The organism is Leclercia sp. UBA5076, from assembly GCF_002416465.1.
Taxonomy (GTDB): Bacteria; Pseudomonadota; Gammaproteobacteria; order Enterobacterales; family Enterobacteriaceae; genus Enterobacter.
Map to the genome: position 1 here is coordinate 157,119 of NZ_DIAO01000014.1, position 16,400 is coordinate 173,518.

The 16,400-nt window shown below is 54.1% G+C and carries 15 protein-coding genes; 11 read left to right on the forward strand and 4 right to left on the reverse strand.

Annotation, left to right across the window (positions count from 1 at the left end; translation table 11 throughout):
* Positions 1–36: 36 nt before the first annotated feature.
* Positions 37–615 (reverse strand): lipoprotein, encoded by a 579-nt coding sequence (locus tag B3X29_RS14120; RefSeq protein ID WP_103178480.1) that lies wholly within the window; start codon positions 613–615, stop codon positions 37–39.
* A gap of 304 nt (positions 616–919) precedes the next feature.
* On the opposite strand from B3X29_RS14120, the gene bolA reads away from it, so the two are divergent.
* The 9 genes from bolA to fadM all read left to right on the forward strand — a co-directional run bounded on the left by bolA (position 920) and on the right by fadM (position 11,287).
* Positions 920–1,237 carry a transcriptional regulator BolA gene (bolA, locus tag B3X29_RS14125; RefSeq protein ID WP_039032378.1) on the forward strand — a complete coding sequence of 106 codons (318 nt, stop codon included), beginning with the start codon at positions 920–922 and terminating at the stop codon, positions 1,235–1,237.
* A 331-nt stretch (positions 1,238–1,568) separates the two neighbouring features.
* A complete protein-coding gene (gene tig, locus B3X29_RS14130; RefSeq protein WP_103178481.1) occupies positions 1,569–2,867 on the forward strand; it encodes a trigger factor in 1,299 nt (432 codons plus the stop codon).
* A gap of 260 nt (positions 2,868–3,127) precedes the next feature.
* Positions 3,128–3,751 carry an ATP-dependent Clp endopeptidase proteolytic subunit ClpP gene (gene clpP / locus B3X29_RS14135; protein WP_032616835.1) on the forward strand — a complete coding sequence of 208 codons (624 nt, stop codon included), beginning with the start codon at positions 3,128–3,130 and terminating at the stop codon, positions 3,749–3,751.
* A gap of 127 nt (positions 3,752–3,878) precedes the next feature.
* A complete protein-coding gene (clpX, locus tag B3X29_RS14140; RefSeq protein WP_103178482.1) occupies positions 3,879–5,153 on the forward strand; it encodes an ATP-dependent protease ATP-binding subunit ClpX in 1,275 nt (424 codons plus the stop codon).
* 184 nt (positions 5,154–5,337) lie between these two features.
* The gene (gene lon, locus B3X29_RS14145; protein WP_103178483.1) at positions 5,338–7,692 is read left to right on the forward strand and encodes an endopeptidase La; all 2,355 of its coding nucleotides are present in this window, start codon (positions 5,338–5,340) and stop codon (positions 7,690–7,692) included.
* A gap of 210 nt (positions 7,693–7,902) precedes the next feature.
* The gene (gene hupB / locus B3X29_RS14150) at positions 7,903–8,175 is read left to right on the forward strand and encodes a nucleoid-associated protein HU-beta (RefSeq protein WP_002444653.1); all 273 of its coding nucleotides are present in this window, start codon (positions 7,903–7,905) and stop codon (positions 8,173–8,175) included.
* Between the two features lie 210 nt (positions 8,176–8,385).
* The gene (gene ppiD / locus B3X29_RS14155; protein ID WP_159339712.1) at positions 8,386–10,257 is read left to right on the forward strand and encodes a peptidylprolyl isomerase; all 1,872 of its coding nucleotides are present in this window, start codon (positions 8,386–8,388) and stop codon (positions 10,255–10,257) included.
* A gap of 148 nt (positions 10,258–10,405) precedes the next feature.
* The gene (locus B3X29_RS14160) at positions 10,406–10,792 is read left to right on the forward strand and encodes a helix-hairpin-helix domain-containing protein (RefSeq protein WP_103178485.1); all 387 of its coding nucleotides are present in this window, start codon (positions 10,406–10,408) and stop codon (positions 10,790–10,792) included.
* Between the two features lie 96 nt (positions 10,793–10,888).
* The gene (gene fadM / locus B3X29_RS14165; protein ID WP_103178486.1) at positions 10,889–11,287 is read left to right on the forward strand and encodes a long-chain acyl-CoA thioesterase FadM; all 399 of its coding nucleotides are present in this window, start codon (positions 10,889–10,891) and stop codon (positions 11,285–11,287) included.
* 52 nt (positions 11,288–11,339) lie between these two features.
* Here fadM and queC read toward each other — a convergent pair whose 3' ends face one another.
* Together queC and B3X29_RS14175 are read right to left on the reverse strand one after the other, a co-directional pair.
* Entirely contained in the window at positions 11,340–12,035 is a 696-nt protein-coding gene (queC, locus tag B3X29_RS14170) for a 7-cyano-7-deazaguanine synthase QueC (protein WP_103178487.1), read from the reverse strand.
* A 66-nt stretch (positions 12,036–12,101) separates the two neighbouring features.
* Entirely contained in the window at positions 12,102–13,802 is a 1,701-nt protein-coding gene (locus tag B3X29_RS14175; RefSeq protein ID WP_159339713.1) for an SgrR family transcriptional regulator, read from the reverse strand.
* Positions 13,803–13,902: 100 nt separating this feature from the next.
* Between B3X29_RS14175 and cof the strand changes: the two genes are divergently transcribed.
* Complete coding sequence (cof, locus tag B3X29_RS14180) at positions 13,903–14,721, forward strand: HMP-PP phosphatase (RefSeq protein ID WP_159339714.1); 819 nt, start codon at positions 13,903–13,905, stop codon at positions 14,719–14,721.
* A gap of 40 nt (positions 14,722–14,761) precedes the next feature.
* Here the strand turns inward: cof and B3X29_RS14185 are convergent, their stop codons facing one another.
* Entirely contained in the window at positions 14,762–15,808 is a 1,047-nt protein-coding gene (locus B3X29_RS14185) for a PLP-dependent cysteine synthase family protein (RefSeq protein WP_114387777.1), read from the reverse strand.
* A 115-nt stretch (positions 15,809–15,923) separates the two neighbouring features.
* Here B3X29_RS14185 and B3X29_RS14190 point away from each other — a divergent pair, with 115 nt between their 5' ends.
* Positions 15,924–16,382, forward strand: coding sequence for an Lrp/AsnC family transcriptional regulator (locus B3X29_RS14190; protein WP_168192003.1), 459 nt, complete (start codon positions 15,924–15,926; stop codon positions 16,380–16,382).
* Positions 16,383–16,400 lie beyond the last annotated feature (18 nt).

Genomic DNA, 16,400 nt, shown 5'->3' on the forward strand with positions numbered 1-16,400 from the left:
AACTGACCCGACCGGAGGCCGGGTCAGCAGGCAGACTTAACGTGCGTTCTGCTTGATGAATTCGTGAATGCTGGTGTCCTGCGCCATATCGGCGATGGTGTCGGTCAGCACGCTGTTAACCGCGTTAGCAATATTCTGGTTAGAGGCCTGGAACGCACCTTCAACAGAGTAGCTTGCACGGTAGTTTTTGTTCATCTTGTTGCCGTTCTTCGCGGTAGCGATGATGGCGATATCGGCTTTGGTGGCGATGTTATAGCGCACGTTGCCCTGAGAGACGTCGGCGTACAGGTTGTTCACGATGATCTGCAGATCCACCGCACCGCTTGGGCCGACCATATAACCGCGAGCGGTCATCTGCTTCTCAAGCACTTCCTGCAGCAGGAAACGCAGATCGCGGGAGGCGGTCAGGGTTACGACCTGGTTGTCACGGGTAACTTTCGCCAGCGCCTGGTCGCGACGCTGGTCTGCGCCGTTAATGCTTACGGTCACGCCCATCAGGCTTGGATCCTGTTGTGGCAGGGTGATCTTTGGCGAAACATCAATGGTGGTTGGCGGGGTCGCGCAGCCAGCCAGCATAAACAGGGCGACTAAAGGGAAAAAGAGTTTTTTTAACATGTTCAGGCTCTCAACGAATCGTAAGCATATAGAGATAAAAATTGCCGCCATCATAACATCGCCAACGGCAAGGGGAAGTGGTCAACGCATGTAAATTCATCGCCTTGTCTGAAAACTAACCACCTGAAACGCTTTTCCGTTATTCGAACGACAAAACGACGCTTCCCTTATAGGACTTCATACGGTTGAATGAGAAAATCAGACGAAAGCTAAATTTTTGTTGTCTTGTTGTTATGCAAGCGGTAAAAGCGGCTAACATTTAAAGGGATGGGTGACATCTCAGCGTTGTCGGAGGAGTAATTTCATGATGATACGTGAACAGATTGAAGATAAGTTAAGGGCGGCGTTTGAACCTGTGTTCCTTGAAGTCGTCGACGAAAGCTATCGTCATAACGTACCGGCAGGCTCTGAGAGCCACTTTAAGGTGGTGCTGGTCAGTGACCGTTTCGCTGGCGAACGTTTTCTCAACCGTCACCGTATGATCTACGGAACCTTGACGGAAGAGCTCTCGACCACGGTCCATGCGCTGGCGCTCCACACTTATACAATCAAAGAGTGGAAAGGGTTACAGGATACGATTTTCGCATCGCCACCGTGCCGGGGAGCCGGGACGATCGCCTAATAAATCCTGTTTGCAACAGCAGGAGCTTTTCCAGTATGTTGCATAAAGATTACGTCAAAGCGGCCTGCGGGCCGTTTTGTTTTGTCCGGGTTTTGAGCCGGTGGCGCGATTTTAAGGCTAAAAATAGCCTTAATTTGTGAAAAAAGCCGCAGCAACATACGCCAACCGTTCTCGACTCACTAAAGTGATGCCGCTATAATGCCGCGTCTTAATGAATGTCTTCGGGATGATTCTGGCGACAGGGAATGTGAATCTGCTACAAGAGAGCATCCCGGTATTGCGAGGCAAATTCAGAGTTGACCGAGCACTGTGATTTTTTTGAGGTAACAAGATGCAAGTTTCAGTTGAAACCACTCAAGGCCTTGGCCGCCGTGTAACGATTACAATCGCTGCTGACAGCATCGAAAACGCTGTAAAAAGCGAGCTGGTCAACGTAGCGAAGAAAGTCCGTATTGACGGCTTCCGTAAGGGCAAAGTACCGATGAATGTCGTTGCTCAGCGTTATGGCGCTTCTGTTCGCCAGGACGTGCTGGGTGACCTGATGAGCCGCAACTTTGTTGACGCGATCATCAAAGAAAAAATCAACCCAGCCGGTTCCCCGACCTATGTTCCGGGTGAATACAAACTGGGCGAAGACTTCACCTACGCAGTAGAGTTCGAAGTCTATCCTGAAGTTGAGCTGAAAGGCCTGGAAACGATTGAAGTTGAAAAACCTGTCGTTGAAGTGACTGAAGCTGACGTTGACGGCATGCTGGACACCCTGCGTAAGCAGCAGGCGACCTGGAAAGACAAAGACGGCGCTGCTGATGCAGAAGACCGTGTCACCATCGACTTCACCGGCTCTGTAGACGGCGAAGAGTTCGAAGGCGGTAAAGCGTCTGACTTCGTACTGGCGATGGGCCAGGGTCGTATGATCCCAGGCTTCGAAGACGGTATCAAAGGCCACAGCGCTGGCGAAGAGTTCACCATCGACGTGACCTTCCCGGAAGAGTACCACGCTGAAAACCTGAAAGGTAAAGCGGCTAAGTTTGCCATTACCCTGAAGAAAGTCGAAGACCGCGAGCTGCCAGAACTGACTGAAGATTTCATCAAACGTTTCGGCGTTGAAGATGGTTCTGTTGAAGGTCTGCGTGCAGAAGTGCGTAAAAACATGGAGCGCGAGCTGAAAGGCGCCGTGCGTAACCGCGTGAAGTCTCAGGCTATCGAAGGTCTGGTTAAAGCTAACGAGATCGAGATCCCGTCTGCCCTGATCGACAGCGAAATCGACGTTCTGCGCCGTCAGGCTGCACAGCGTTTCGGTGGCAACGAGAAGCAAGCGCTGGAGCTGCCACGCGAGCTGTTCGAAGAGCAGGCTAAACGCCGCGTTGTCGTTGGTCTGCTGCTGGGCGAAGTGATTCGTACCCACGAGCTGAAAGCTGACGAAGAGCGTGTTAAAGGTCTGATCGAAGAGATGGCTTCTGCCTACGAAGATCCGTCAGAAGTTGTTGCTTTCTACGGCAGCAACAAAGAGCTGATGGAAAACATGCGCAATGTCGCCCTGGAAGAGCAGGCTGTTGAAGCGGTTCTGGCCAAAGCGAAAGTGTCCGAAAAAGCCACTTCTTTCAACGAACTGATGAACCAGCAGGCATAATTCTGCCCGCTTTGTTTAAAGTTTGAGCAAAAAACCCGTTGCCTTTCGGCGGCGGGTTTTTTTTATCACAGTTATAAATCACGAAGCGTGATAAAACGCCTTTTCAGTGTTAGCGTTACAACAAAAGATTGTTATGCTTGAAATAGGGCTGAGCCATCCCCATTAGTGGGGAAGCAGTATCAAAGAGACTGGCTGATAATCCGTCCGCAAGGTTACAATCAGTACAGCAGGTATTTTCATTTTTTATCCAGGAGACGGAAATGTCATACAGTGGCGAACGAGATAACTTTGCACCCCATATGGCGCTGGTGCCAATGGTTATTGAACAGACCTCTCGCGGTGAACGTTCTTTTGATATCTACTCCCGTCTGCTTAAAGAGCGCGTTATCTTCATGACCGGCCAGGTGGAAGACCACATGGCGAACCTGATCGTGGCGCAGATGCTGTTTCTGGAAGCGGAAAACCCGGAAAAAGACATTTACCTGTACATTAACTCCCCGGGTGGCGTTATCACCGCCGGGATGTCCATTTACGATACCATGCAGTTCATCAAGCCTGATGTGAGCACCATTTGTATGGGCCAGGCGGCATCGATGGGCGCATTCCTGCTGACCGCAGGGGCGAAAGGCAAGCGCTTCTGCCTGCCGAATTCGCGCGTTATGATCCACCAGCCGCTGGGCGGATACCAGGGCCAGGCGACAGACATTGAGATTCACGCCCGTGAAATTCTGAAAGTTAAAGGGCGTATGAATGAACTTATGGCTCACCACACGGGTCAATCACTTGAGCAGATCGAGCGTGATACCGAGCGCGATCGCTTCCTGTCCGCACCAGAGGCAGTTGAGTACGGATTAGTCGACTCCATTTTGACCCATCGTAATTGATGCCCACGACGCGGGTGTGCCGCTATACTATGGTAGGGCGGCACTTTGCTTACGAGCAGCTTGCGTCTGAGAATGGCATTTGCGTCGTCATGTGCGGCACAAAGAACTTAAAAAGAGGTTTTGACTCATGACAGATAAACGCAAAGATGGATCGGGCAAACTGCTTTACTGCTCTTTTTGCGGCAAAAGCCAGCATGAAGTGCGCAAACTGATTGCCGGGCCATCCGTGTATATCTGCGACGAATGTGTCGACTTATGTAACGACATCATCCGCGAAGAGATTAAAGAAGTCGCACCACACCGCGAGCGCAGCGCGTTACCGACCCCGCATGAGATTCGTCATCATCTTGACGACTATGTCATCGGCCAGGAACAGGCGAAAAAAGTGCTGGCAGTGGCGGTGTACAACCACTACAAACGTCTGCGTAACGGGGATAACAGCAACGGCGTTGAGCTGGGCAAAAGTAACATTTTGCTGATCGGCCCAACCGGTTCCGGTAAAACCCTGCTGGCAGAAACGCTGGCACGTCTGCTGGATGTTCCATTCACCATGGCCGATGCCACCACCCTGACCGAAGCCGGTTATGTGGGTGAAGATGTGGAAAATATCATTCAGAAACTGCTGCAGAAATGTGATTACGATGTGCAGAAAGCACAGCGCGGTATCGTTTATATCGATGAGATCGATAAAATCTCGCGTAAATCCGATAACCCATCGATCACCCGTGACGTTTCCGGTGAAGGTGTGCAGCAGGCATTGCTGAAACTGATCGAAGGGACGGTTGCCGCGGTTCCACCGCAGGGCGGTCGTAAGCATCCTCAGCAGGAGTTCCTGCAGGTTGATACCTCCAAGATCCTCTTTATCTGTGGCGGTGCGTTTGCCGGTCTGGATAAAGTCATCGCTAACCGTGTTGAAACCGGCTCGGGTATTGGCTTTGGCGCCACCGTAAAAGCGAAGTCTGAAAAAGCGAAAGAGGGCGAACTGCTGATGCAGGTTGAGCCAGAAGATCTGATCAAGTTTGGTCTGATCCCTGAGTTCATCGGTCGTCTGCCGGTTGTCGCCACGCTGACAGAACTGAGCGAAGATGCGCTTATTCAAATTCTGAAAGAGCCGAAAAATGCCCTGACCAAGCAGTATCAGGCGTTGTTCAATCTGGAAGGTGTTGAGCTGGAATTCCGCGACGAAGCGCTTGATGCGATTGCTAAAAAAGCGATGGCACGTAAAACCGGTGCCCGTGGCCTGCGTTCCATCGTTGAAGCAGCCCTGCTTGATACCATGTACGACCTGCCTTCCCTGGAAGAGGTCGAGAAAGTGGTCATCGACGAGTCCGTGATTGCCGGTCAAAGCAAGCCGCTGCTGATTTACGGTACGCCGGAAGCGCAGCAGGCATCTGGCGAATAATTCACCAGAGCATACAAGCAGTTAATCAAAAAGGGGGGATTTAATCCCCCCTTTTATTTTTCCGTAAACATGACGTTGAATGTGTGGGAAACATCCCCATATACTGGATTACATGTTAATGGTTATGTGAAGCACAGTCTCATGACCAGCTTACCTGGCGGACACTAAACTAAGAGAGAGCTCTATGAATCCTGAGCGTTCTGAACGCATTGAAATCCCCGTATTGCCGTTGCGCGATGTGGTGGTTTATCCGCACATGGTCATACCCTTATTTGTAGGGCGGGAAAAATCTATCCGTTGCCTTGAAGCCGCCATGGATCATGATAAAAAAATCATGCTGGTTGCGCAGAAAGAAGCATCAACGGATGAGCCGGGTGTAAACGATCTTTTCACCGTCGGGACCGTGGCCTCTATTTTACAAATGCTGAAGCTGCCTGACGGCACCGTAAAGGTGCTGGTTGAGGGGCTACAGCGTGCGCGTATTACCACGCTATCTGACGATGGCGAACACTTTGCGGCAAAAGCGGAATACCTCGACTCGCCTCAGCTGGACGAGCGTGAGCAGGAGGTGCTGGTTCGCACCGCGATCAGTCAGTTTGAAGGCTACATCAAGCTGAACAAAAAAATCCCACCAGAAGTGCTGACGTCGCTCAACAGTATCGACGATCCTGCACGTCTGGCAGACACTATCGCTGCACACATGCCGCTGAAGCTGGCGGACAAACAGTCCGTGCTGGAGATGTCCGACGTTAACGAGCGTCTGGAATATCTGATGGCGATGATGGAGTCTGAAATCGATCTGCTGCAGGTTGAGAAACGCATTCGCAACCGCGTGAAGAAGCAGATGGAGAAATCTCAGCGCGAGTACTATCTGAACGAGCAGATGAAGGCTATTCAGAAAGAGCTCGGCGAGATGGATGACGCGCCGGACGAAAACGAAGCGCTGAAGCGTAAGATCGACGCGGCGAAAATGCCGAAAGAGGCCAAAGAGAAAGCGGAAGCAGAACTGCAGAAGCTGAAAATGATGTCTCCGATGTCGGCTGAAGCGACCGTTGTACGCGGCTATATCGAGTGGATGGTTCAGGTTCCGTGGAACGCCCGCAGCAAGGTCAAAAAAGACCTGCGCCAGGCCCAGGAGATCCTGGATACCGACCACTACGGTCTTGAGCGTGTCAAAGACCGCATCCTTGAGTACCTTGCGGTTCAGAGCCGTGTGAATAAGCTCAAGGGGCCAATTCTCTGCCTGGTCGGGCCGCCGGGGGTGGGTAAAACCTCTCTGGGGCAGTCCATCGCCAAAGCCACCGGTCGTAAATATATCCGTATGGCGCTGGGCGGGGTGCGTGACGAGGCGGAAATCCGCGGTCACCGCCGGACCTATATCGGCTCAATGCCGGGCAAACTGATCCAGAAGATGGCGAAAGTGGGCGTTAAAAACCCGCTGTTCCTGTTAGATGAGATCGACAAAATGTCGTCCGATATGCGCGGCGATCCGGCGTCTGCCCTGCTTGAAGTGCTGGATCCAGAGCAGAACGTGGCATTTAGCGATCACTACCTGGAAGTGGACTACGATCTGAGCGATGTGATGTTCGTGGCAACCTCTAACTCCATGAACATCCCGGCACCGCTGCTGGATCGTATGGAAGTGATCCGTCTTTCTGGCTACACCGAAGACGAAAAGCTGAACATTGCCCGTCGTCACCTGCTGTCGAAGCAGATTGAACGTAACGCTCTGAAAGAGAGCGAACTGACCGTCGATGATAGCGCGATTATCGGCATCATTCGTTACTACACCCGTGAAGCGGGCGTGCGTAGCCTGGAGCGTGAAATTTCCAAGCTGTGTCGTAAAGCGGTTAAACAGTTGCTGCTCGATAAGTCGTTGAAGCACATTGAAATCACTGGCGACAACCTGCACGAATACCTCGGTGTTCAGCGCTACGACTATGGCCGCGCGGACAGCGAAAACCGCGTCGGACAGGTTACGGGTCTGGCATGGACTGAAGTAGGCGGCGATCTGCTGACCATTGAAACCGCCTGCGTACCGGGTAAAGGTAAGCTGACCTACACCGGATCGCTGGGTGAAGTGATGCAGGAGTCCATTCAGGCTGCGCTGACCGTGGTGCGCGCCCGCGCGGAAAAACTGGGTATTAATCCGGACTTCTACGAAAAACGCGACATTCACGTTCACGTGCCGGAAGGGGCAACGCCGAAAGATGGCCCAAGCGCCGGTATCGCCATGTGTACCGCGCTGGTTTCTTGCCTGACCGGTAACCCGGTTCGTGCCGATGTGGCAATGACCGGCGAAATCACCCTGCGTGGCCAGGTATTGCCGATTGGCGGTTTGAAAGAGAAACTGCTGGCGGCACACCGCGGTGGCATTAAAACGGTTCTCATTCCGTACGAGAATAAGCGCGATCTGGAAGAGATTCCGGATAACGTTATCGCCGATCTGGATATCCATCCGGTGAAACGTATTGAGGAAGTTCTGACACTTGCGCTGCAGAATGAGCCTTCAGGAATGCAGGTTGTGACCGCAAAATAGTGACCTCGCGCAAAGAGCGTCAATAAAAAAAAGGTTGGTAAGCTATTTCGGGCTTGCCAGCCTTTTTTTGTATAGCTAATTTAGATTGCTGATTGGGCCAGCCATCAACAACGGGTGTTGTAAGGTCATGGCAGGCCTGATATAACTGCTGCGCGGTCGCGTTGTGAAGGATTCAGACGCGATATAAATTATAAAGAGAGGAAGAGAAGAGTGAATAAATCTCAACTGATTGACAAAATTGCTGCGGGTGCTGACATCTCCAAAGCTGCGGCTGGACGTGCGTTAGATGCTTTGATTGCTTCTGTTACCGAATCTCTGCAGGCTGGGGACGACGTAGCGCTGGTAGGTTTTGGTACTTTTGCTGTTAAAGAGCGTGCTGCCCGTACTGGCCGCAACCCTCAGACCGGTAAAGAGATCACCATCGCTGCTGCTAAAGTTCCGGGCTTCCGTGCCGGCAAAGCGCTGAAAGACGCGGTAAACTGATCGCTTTCTTACTTCAGGGAAGTTGAAAAGTACAAGGGCGCATCATTTGATGTGCCTTTTTTGTTTGTCCAGGCCTGATTTATGTGAGTTTATGCGAGTTGTGGGCTGACAATAGCCCCGGTTTCTTGTCACAATACGTCTTTACGCGCTGCGGTCAGGATTCCGCCAGCGTCAGGTCACCAGTCACCTACAGCGGAGTGTGGTTACACCATGATGGACAGCTTACGCACGGCTGCTAACAGTCTCGTGCTCAAGATTATTTTCGGTATCATTATCGTGTCGTTCATATTGACCGGCGTGAGCGGATACCTGATTGGCGGTAGTGCAAACTACGCCGCAAAAGTGAACGACCAGGAAATCAGCCGTGGGCAGTTTGAGAATGCATTTGCCGGTGAACGTAACCGCATGCAGCAACAGTTAGGCGATCGGTTCTCTGAACTGGCGGCGAACGAAGGGTACATGAAGAACCTGCGTCAGCAGACGCTGAACCGTCTTATCGACGAAGCGCTGCTGGATCAGTATGCCCGTGAGCTGGGTCTGAGCATCAGCGATGATCAGGTGAAGAATGCGATTTTCGCTACCCCTGCTTTCCAGAATAACGGCAAATTTGATAACACCCGTTATACCGCCATCGTTAATCAGATGGGGATGACGCCGGATCAATACGCTCAGGCACTGCGCAATCAGCTCACCACTCAGCAGCTTATTAACGCTGTTGTAGGCACCGACTTCATGCTTAAGGGCGAAGCGGACGAGCTGGCGACGCTGGTTGCTCAGCAGCGCGTCGTGCGCGAAGCCACTTTCGACGTTAACGCCCTGGCGGCTAAACAGCAGGCGAGCGACGAAGAGGTGAAAAGCTACTACGAGCAGAACAAAAACAACTTCACCGCCCCGGAACAGTTCCGCGTGAGCTACATCAAGCTGGATGCGGCTGCGATGCAGGAGAACGCCACCGATGCGGAGATCCAGTCTTACTACGATCAGCATCAGGATCAGTTCATTCAGCCACAGCGTAACCGTTACAGCGTGATTCAGACCAAAACGGAAGCCGACGCTAAAGCGGCGCTGGATGAGCTGAACAAAGGCACCGACTTTGCAACGGTCGCAAAAGAGAAGTCCACCGATATCATCTCTGCGAAAAACGGCGGTGACATGGGTTGGCTGGAAGAGGCCACCACCCCGGACGAGCTGAAAAATGCCGGCCTGAAAGAGAAAGGTCAACTTTCTGGCGTGATTAAATCTTCCGTCGGTTTCCTGGTGGCACGTCTGGATGATATTACCCCTGCGACAACCAAACCGCTGGCGGACGTCCATGATGAGATTGCGGCGAAAGTGAAGCAGGAGAAAGCGCTGGATGGCTTCTATGCGTTGCAGCAGAAAGTGAGCGATGCGGCCAGCAACGACAACGAATCCCTGGCGGGCGCTGAGCAGGCTGCGGGCGCGAAAGCTGTCACCACCGGTTGGTTTGATCGTGACAACCTGCCGGAGGAGCTGAACTTCAAGCCAGTGGCGGATGCTATCTTTAGCGGTGGTCTGGTGGGCGAAAACGGCACCCCGGGCAGCAACTCCGACATCATCACCGTGGACGGCGACCGCGCCTTTGTCCTGCGTGTGAGTGAACACAAGCCGGAGGCTGTTAAGCCGCTGGACGAGGTGAAAGATCAGATCGCTGCGCTGGTGAAACATAACAAAGCCGTGCAGCAGGCGAAGCTGGATGCTGAAAAGCTGCTGGCTGAGCTGAAAGCCGGTAAAGGTGATGAGGCGCTGAAAGCGGCTGGCCTGAGCTTTGGCGAGGCGAAGACCCTGAGCCGTACCGGTCAGGATCCGATCAGCCAGGCGGCATTTACCCTGAGCCAGCCTGCGAAAGACAAACCGAGCTTTGGTATCGCCAACGATATGCAGGGCAACGTAGTGATTGTGGCGCTGGATGAAGTCAAAGCGGGCACCATGCCGGAAGCGCAGAAGAAAGCGATGGTTCAGGGTATCACCCAGAACAACGCCCAAATCGCTTTCGAAGCGTTGATGAGTAATCTGCGTAAAGAAGCCAAAATTAAGCTGGGCGATATCATTACTCAGCAGTAATTACGGCGCTGGTCGCAAACTTAAGCAACATACTGCAATACCAAAAGGCCGCTTTCGCGGCCTTTTCCATTTCTGCAATCTGCTGTTTGTGCCTGAAAAGCGGCCCGAATAAGGTAAGGGGGCTGTCAACAAACAAGGAGAAAACAGCATGAAACATGGAATCAAAGCCCTTTTCATCACGCTTGCCATCGTAACGGCGGGGTTGAGCCACAGCGCGCTGGCGGCACCCTCGGTCGCGAAAACGCCGGTCACGCAAAGCAAATCTGAGCCGTCGGTCTCCGTCACATCATCACCGCAGTCGAAAGCCGCCGCGAGCAGCAAAAACGGCGAAGAGGAAGGGGTGCGGGTCAGCATTAATTCTGCATCGGCAGAGGAGCTGGCAAAGGTGATGAATGGCGTGGGGATAAAAAAAGCCCAGGCGATCGTCAGTTACCGCGAAGAGTACGGTCCGTTTAAAACTCTGGACGATCTCCGGCAGGTTCCGGGTATGGGTGGGGCGCTGGTGGAACGTAATCTTGCGCACCTGATGCTGTAATAACTTGCACAGTGGTAAAAATTTGCCAGGATAAAGAGGTCGTACCAGTTATGACCTCTGAATCTTATAATTAACTACCCTGAAGGCTATTGCGCTATGCAGACCCAAATCAAAGTTCGCGGTTACCACCTTGATGTTTACCAACACGTTAATAACGCCCGTTATCTGGAGTTCCTCGAAGAGGCGCGCTGGGATGGACTGGAAAACAGCGACAGTTTTCAATGGATGACCGCGCACCGTATCGCTTTTGTGGTGGTGAACATCAATATCAACTATCGCCGGCCCGCAGTGCTCAGCGATCTACTCACCGTGACCAGCCAGCTACAGCAGTTGAACGGGAAAAGTGGGGTATTGAGCCAGGTGATCACCCTGGAGCCGGAAGGACAGGTGGTGGCAGATGCATTGATTACCTTTGTCTGCATCGATCTGAAAACGCAGAAAGCGCTGCCGCTGGAGGGGGAGTTACGTGAGAAGCTGGAGCTGTTAATCAAATAACCCCGCTTCTGATGCCGGGCGAAGCATCTTTTCACCCGGCAGACCGCTCCGGTCAGTTAAGACCGGTTTTTTTCTTCAGAGCCGCCATCACCCCGGCTTTATCCGCCAGATAGTGATTCAGGCCATTAGCGCGCAGATTACACGCCGCACACTGGCCGCAGCCATCGCCTTTGATGCCGTTGTAGCAGGTGAGCGTTTCGTTACGCACCAGATCCAGCTTGCCCCAGTAGTCGGCCAGCGCCCAGGTTTCGGCTTTATCGAGCCACATTAGCGGCGTTTCGAAACGGATATCTTTGGCCATGCCGAGGTTCACAGCGTGGTTAAGGGCTTTAACAAACTCATCGCGGCAGTCCGGATAGCCCGAGAAGTCGGTTTCGCACACGCCGGTGATGATTGCCTCGGCTTTTACCTGGTAAGCATAGATGGCCGTCAGGGTCAGGAAGAGGATATTACGCCCCGGTACGAAGGTATTCGGGATCCCCTCGGCATCCGGTTCGTAGTCCGGTACCGGAATGCTGTCCCGAGTGAGGCTGCTCACCGCCAGTTCGTTGAGCAGAGTGACATCCAGCACCTTATGCGCCCGTGCGCCGAGTTTCACCGCCAGTTTTTGCGCGACCTCAATCTCTTCGCTATGGCGCTGGCCATAGTCAAAAGTCACACAATGGACTTCATCATATTGCTGCAGAGCCTGAACCAGACAGGTCGTGGAGTCCTGACCTCCACTGAAGACGACAACGGCACGTTTCATTAATCTTCCCAACTTTGACGGTTAAAGACCTATGGTAGCGTCTGCCCGTGGCGGCGACCAGCTTCTTCACGTTTTCGGCGCTGGCAGCCAGGCCTCGGTAAAGTCAAACCAGCCGCGCGGATTCAGCCGGATACCATTTACCCCCGGCGGGGCGCTGATTTGATATTGATAGTTGAACAGCGGCGTCAGCACGGCACGCTTCATCAGGCGGGAGTAAACCTCTTTCAGCGCCAGATGGCGGGCAGAACCGTCGGGTTGGGTCTGAACGGCATCCAGGGTCGCCATCAGGTGCGCGAACTCCGGTGCGCTGAGCAGATAAGGCCACAGGGCATCACAGCGCAGCCACTGCTCCAGGGTGTATTCTGGCGCCTCGCCAATTAACCTGTCCCCCATCATGATATCCGCCTCCGCCAGGGCGGTGCAGCCGTCCCAGGTTTTGGCGTCATGAAACATCACTCTGAGCTGACACCCTTCCTGCGCCAGATAGCGTTTCAACTGTTCCGCCATGGTATGCAACTCCACCGGCAGGTGATAAAGCAGAGTGAGCGTTTCCGGCAGAACGGTCTCCTGTTCCCGCGTCCACTGCGGGATTGACCAGCCCGGCAGCAACTCCTGGGTCGGCGTGATGAGATTCTCGTCCAGCGGCAGCGTATGCAGCAGCGACGAGTGATGGATGATCTCGATCATCCGTCGGGCCTGCGCTTCGCTTAGGCGATCGCTCTGTTTAAGCGTGAGGTAGCATAAACCGAGGCTGATGCTGTTACTGACCAGCCGCAGGCTGGCAAGCTCCTCCGGCTCACCGATGGCAATCTGCACCGGATGACGACAGCTGGTACCTAAATCCTGGTCAAAAAGTTGAGGCGTGATCCAGTATTCGATCGCTTTCAGCAGCGGATGCCCGAGGTGGTACTGCTCGTGGCTTTCCAGCCGGACCAGGTCAGGATCGAAGATTGCCAGGCGAAACGGCCCGCTCCCGGTCAGGGGCTGTTCAGGATGGGCAAGGTGGCTGCAATAGCTTGCCAGCCGGTGCGCCAGCCAGTAGTCGGGATGGTGTAATACAAAAGTCAGGCACTGAGGATGGGTGACCTCAATTTGCCTCACGCTGTTAAACAGCTTGCGCAGCGCGGGCAGGGTAAGCAGCTTCGCCAGCTGGCTCTGGAGCTGGGTTGCCTCGACTTTATCCCCGTTGTGCCAGTGCAGCGTGGAGCGAATGTAGAAATGCCAGCGCAGCCCGTCGGTCGAGATATCCCAGTGATGCGCCAGATCGCCCACAGGTTCGCTGCGGGTATCGTCGAACCGGGTCAGTCCGGAAAAGATCTGTCCCACGAGATGCTGTTCAGCGCGGCCCGGCAGAAAACCAGGCTGGAGCGGATCGAGTGGACGGTAATAGGGAATGCGCAGCGTCGGCGTATCATTCTGCCACTGCCCGCCCAGAAAAGGATGCAGCAGCGCGCGCAGCGCCTGGGGGGCCAGCTGTGCCAGCGCCAGGGCGTTCTGCTGATGCCCGCTTTTCAGCGCCTCTTCCATCATCGCGTTACGTAACGATTCCGGCGTGACGTAAAAGCGTAGCTCACCGCGCTTTCCGCGTCCGGACTGCGCATGCCAGCTGAGCCAGCCCGCCTCCTGGGCCTGACGCAGCAGGGTGCGGACATGCCGTTCACTGCAAAAACAGCGGCTCGCCAGCTCTGCCACGCTGACCTGCTGTGGCGCACCGGCAGAGGGCTGCCACAGTCGCTGGTACTGATTAAGTCGATTAAGCTGGCGCATCGTAAACCCGGAACAATAATGTCCATCTATTCAGTATTACTTCCGTATATACCAGGCAATACTGTTGCACAAGTTACCTCTTCACATTTTTGGAGTTCTCATGGCGCGGCTGGCGGCATTTGATATGGACGGCACCTTGTTAATGCCGGATCACCGTTTAGGCGATAGGACGCTGAGCGTGCTTAAGCGGCTGCGTGAGCGTGATATCACGCTCACCTTCGCCACGGGTCGTCATGTGCTGGAGATGCGCCACTTAATGGGGGCGCTCTCCCTCGACGCCTTTTTGATTACCGGCAACGGCACGCGCATTCACTCTCTGGAAGGGGATGTGCTTTATCGCCAGGATCTCGCCCCGGATGTGGCAGAACAGGTGCTGCACAGCACATGGGATACGCAGGCCAGCATCCACGTTTTTAACGATACCGGCTGGCTGACAGGCAAGGAAATCCCGGCGCTGCTCGAAGCGCACGTCTATAGCGGCTTCCAGTATCAGGTGACCGATCTGCGTCGTATTCCGGCCCATGCGGTGACGAAAATCTGTTTTTGCGGCGATCATGACGATCTGTGCCGCCTGCGCATTCAGTTCAACGAGGCGCTGGGCGGCCGCGCGCATCTCACCTTCTCGGCCATCGATTGTCTGGAGGTGCTGCCGGTAGGGTGCAACAAAGGCTCCGCGCTGGCGGTGCTGAGCGAACATCTGGGCCTGAGCCTGCAGGAGTGTATGGCGTTTGGCGATGCGATGAACGATCGCGAGATGCTGGGCAGCGTGGGGCGCGGCCTGATTATGGGCAATGCGATGCCGCAGCTGATCGCCGAGCTGGCGCATTTACCGGTTATTGGACACTGCCGCAACGAGGCCGTGTCCCATTTCTTAACCCATTGGCTGGATACACCTGATCTTCCTTATTCCCCCGAATAGTGAGACCCTTCCAGCAAGCCAGACAAACGTCTGGCTTTTTTTATTTTACCAGCCGGGTGATTTCCGCAAGCCACGGCGCCACATCGCCAATATTCGCTTTTACCCATTCGGCGTTGTAATAGGTCTCCAGATAACGCTCACCGCTGTCGCACAGCAGCGTCACGACAGAGCCGGTTTGCCCTGCCTCACGCATCCGCGCGGCCAGCTGTAACGCGCCCCACATATTGGTGCCGGTTGAGGCCCCCACCTTGCGGCCCAGCTGCGTTTCCAGCCAGAGGGCGGTGGCGACGCTCGCGGCATCCGGCACGCGGAGCATCTCGTCCACCACATCCGGAATAAACGATGGTTCGACGCGCGGGCGGCCAATCCCTTCTATTTTGCTCCCGACCGGGCTGCGCAGGGCAGGATCGCGCTGCTGCCAGTAATCCAGGAATACGGAGTTCTGCGGATCCACCACCATAAGACGGGTATCGTATCCCTGGCAGCGAATATAGCGGCCAATGGTGGCCGAGGTGCCGCCGGTGCCGGCGCTCATCACGATATGGGCCGGTACCGGGTGGGGCTCATTCTGCATCTGGCGGAAGATACTGTCGGCAATGTTGTTATTGCCGCGCCAGTCGGTGGCCCGCTCCGCGAAGGTAAACTGATCCATATAGTGGCCGTTCAGCTCCCGGGCCAGCATCTCTGAGGCGGCATAAATTTCACAGGCGCTTTCCACAAAGTGACAGCGACCACCGTAAAATTCGATCTGTTCGATTTTACGTTTCGCCGTACAGGATGGCATAACGGCGATAAACGGCAGGCCGAGCAGGCGGGCAAAATAGGCCTCAGAGACGGCGGTGGAACCGGAGGAGGATTCAATAATGGTGGTGCCTTCATTGATCCAGCCATTACACAGCCCATACAGGAACAGCGAGCGCGCCAGACGGTGCTTCAGGCTGCCGGTGGGGTGGGTACTTTCGTCTTTCAGATAGAGCTGGATACCCGGAAAACCGGGCAGGGCAAGGCGAATAAGGTGTGTATCCGCCGACCGCTGATAATCGGCGTTAATTTCACTGATGGCATTTTTAACCCAGGTGCTATTCATCGAAGTTATCCATTTGTCATTTTGTGCCCAGCATAGCGAAAAGCACAGAAAAAATTGTTGCTATCTGACCTTTAAAATAGAATGTGAAGAGAAAAATTTTCTCTGCGGGGTGGTTATGCTAGATAAAATTGACCGTAAGCTGCTCTCCTTACTGCAAAGTGACTGCACCCTCTCTTTGCAGGCGCTGGCGGATGCCGTTAATCTGACCACCACGCCCTGCTGGAAACGCCTGAAACGACTGGAAGACGAAGGCATATTGCTGGGGCGTGTGGCGCTGCTCGATCCCGAAAAACTGGGGCTTGGCCTGACCGCGTTTGTGCTGATAAAAACGCAGCACCACAGCAGCGAATGGTACTGCGGATTCGTTAGCGTGGTTTCACAGATGCCGGAAGTGCTGGGCTTCTGGCGCATGGCGGGCGAATATGACTACCTGATGCGCGTACAGGTAGCTGACATGAAGCGCTATGATGACTTCTATAAACGGCTGGTCAACAGCGTGCCGGGTCTGACGAATGTCACCTCCAGCTTTGCGATGGAACAGATAAAATACACCACCGCCTTACCCATTGAATAACCCGGAATACAATCCTCA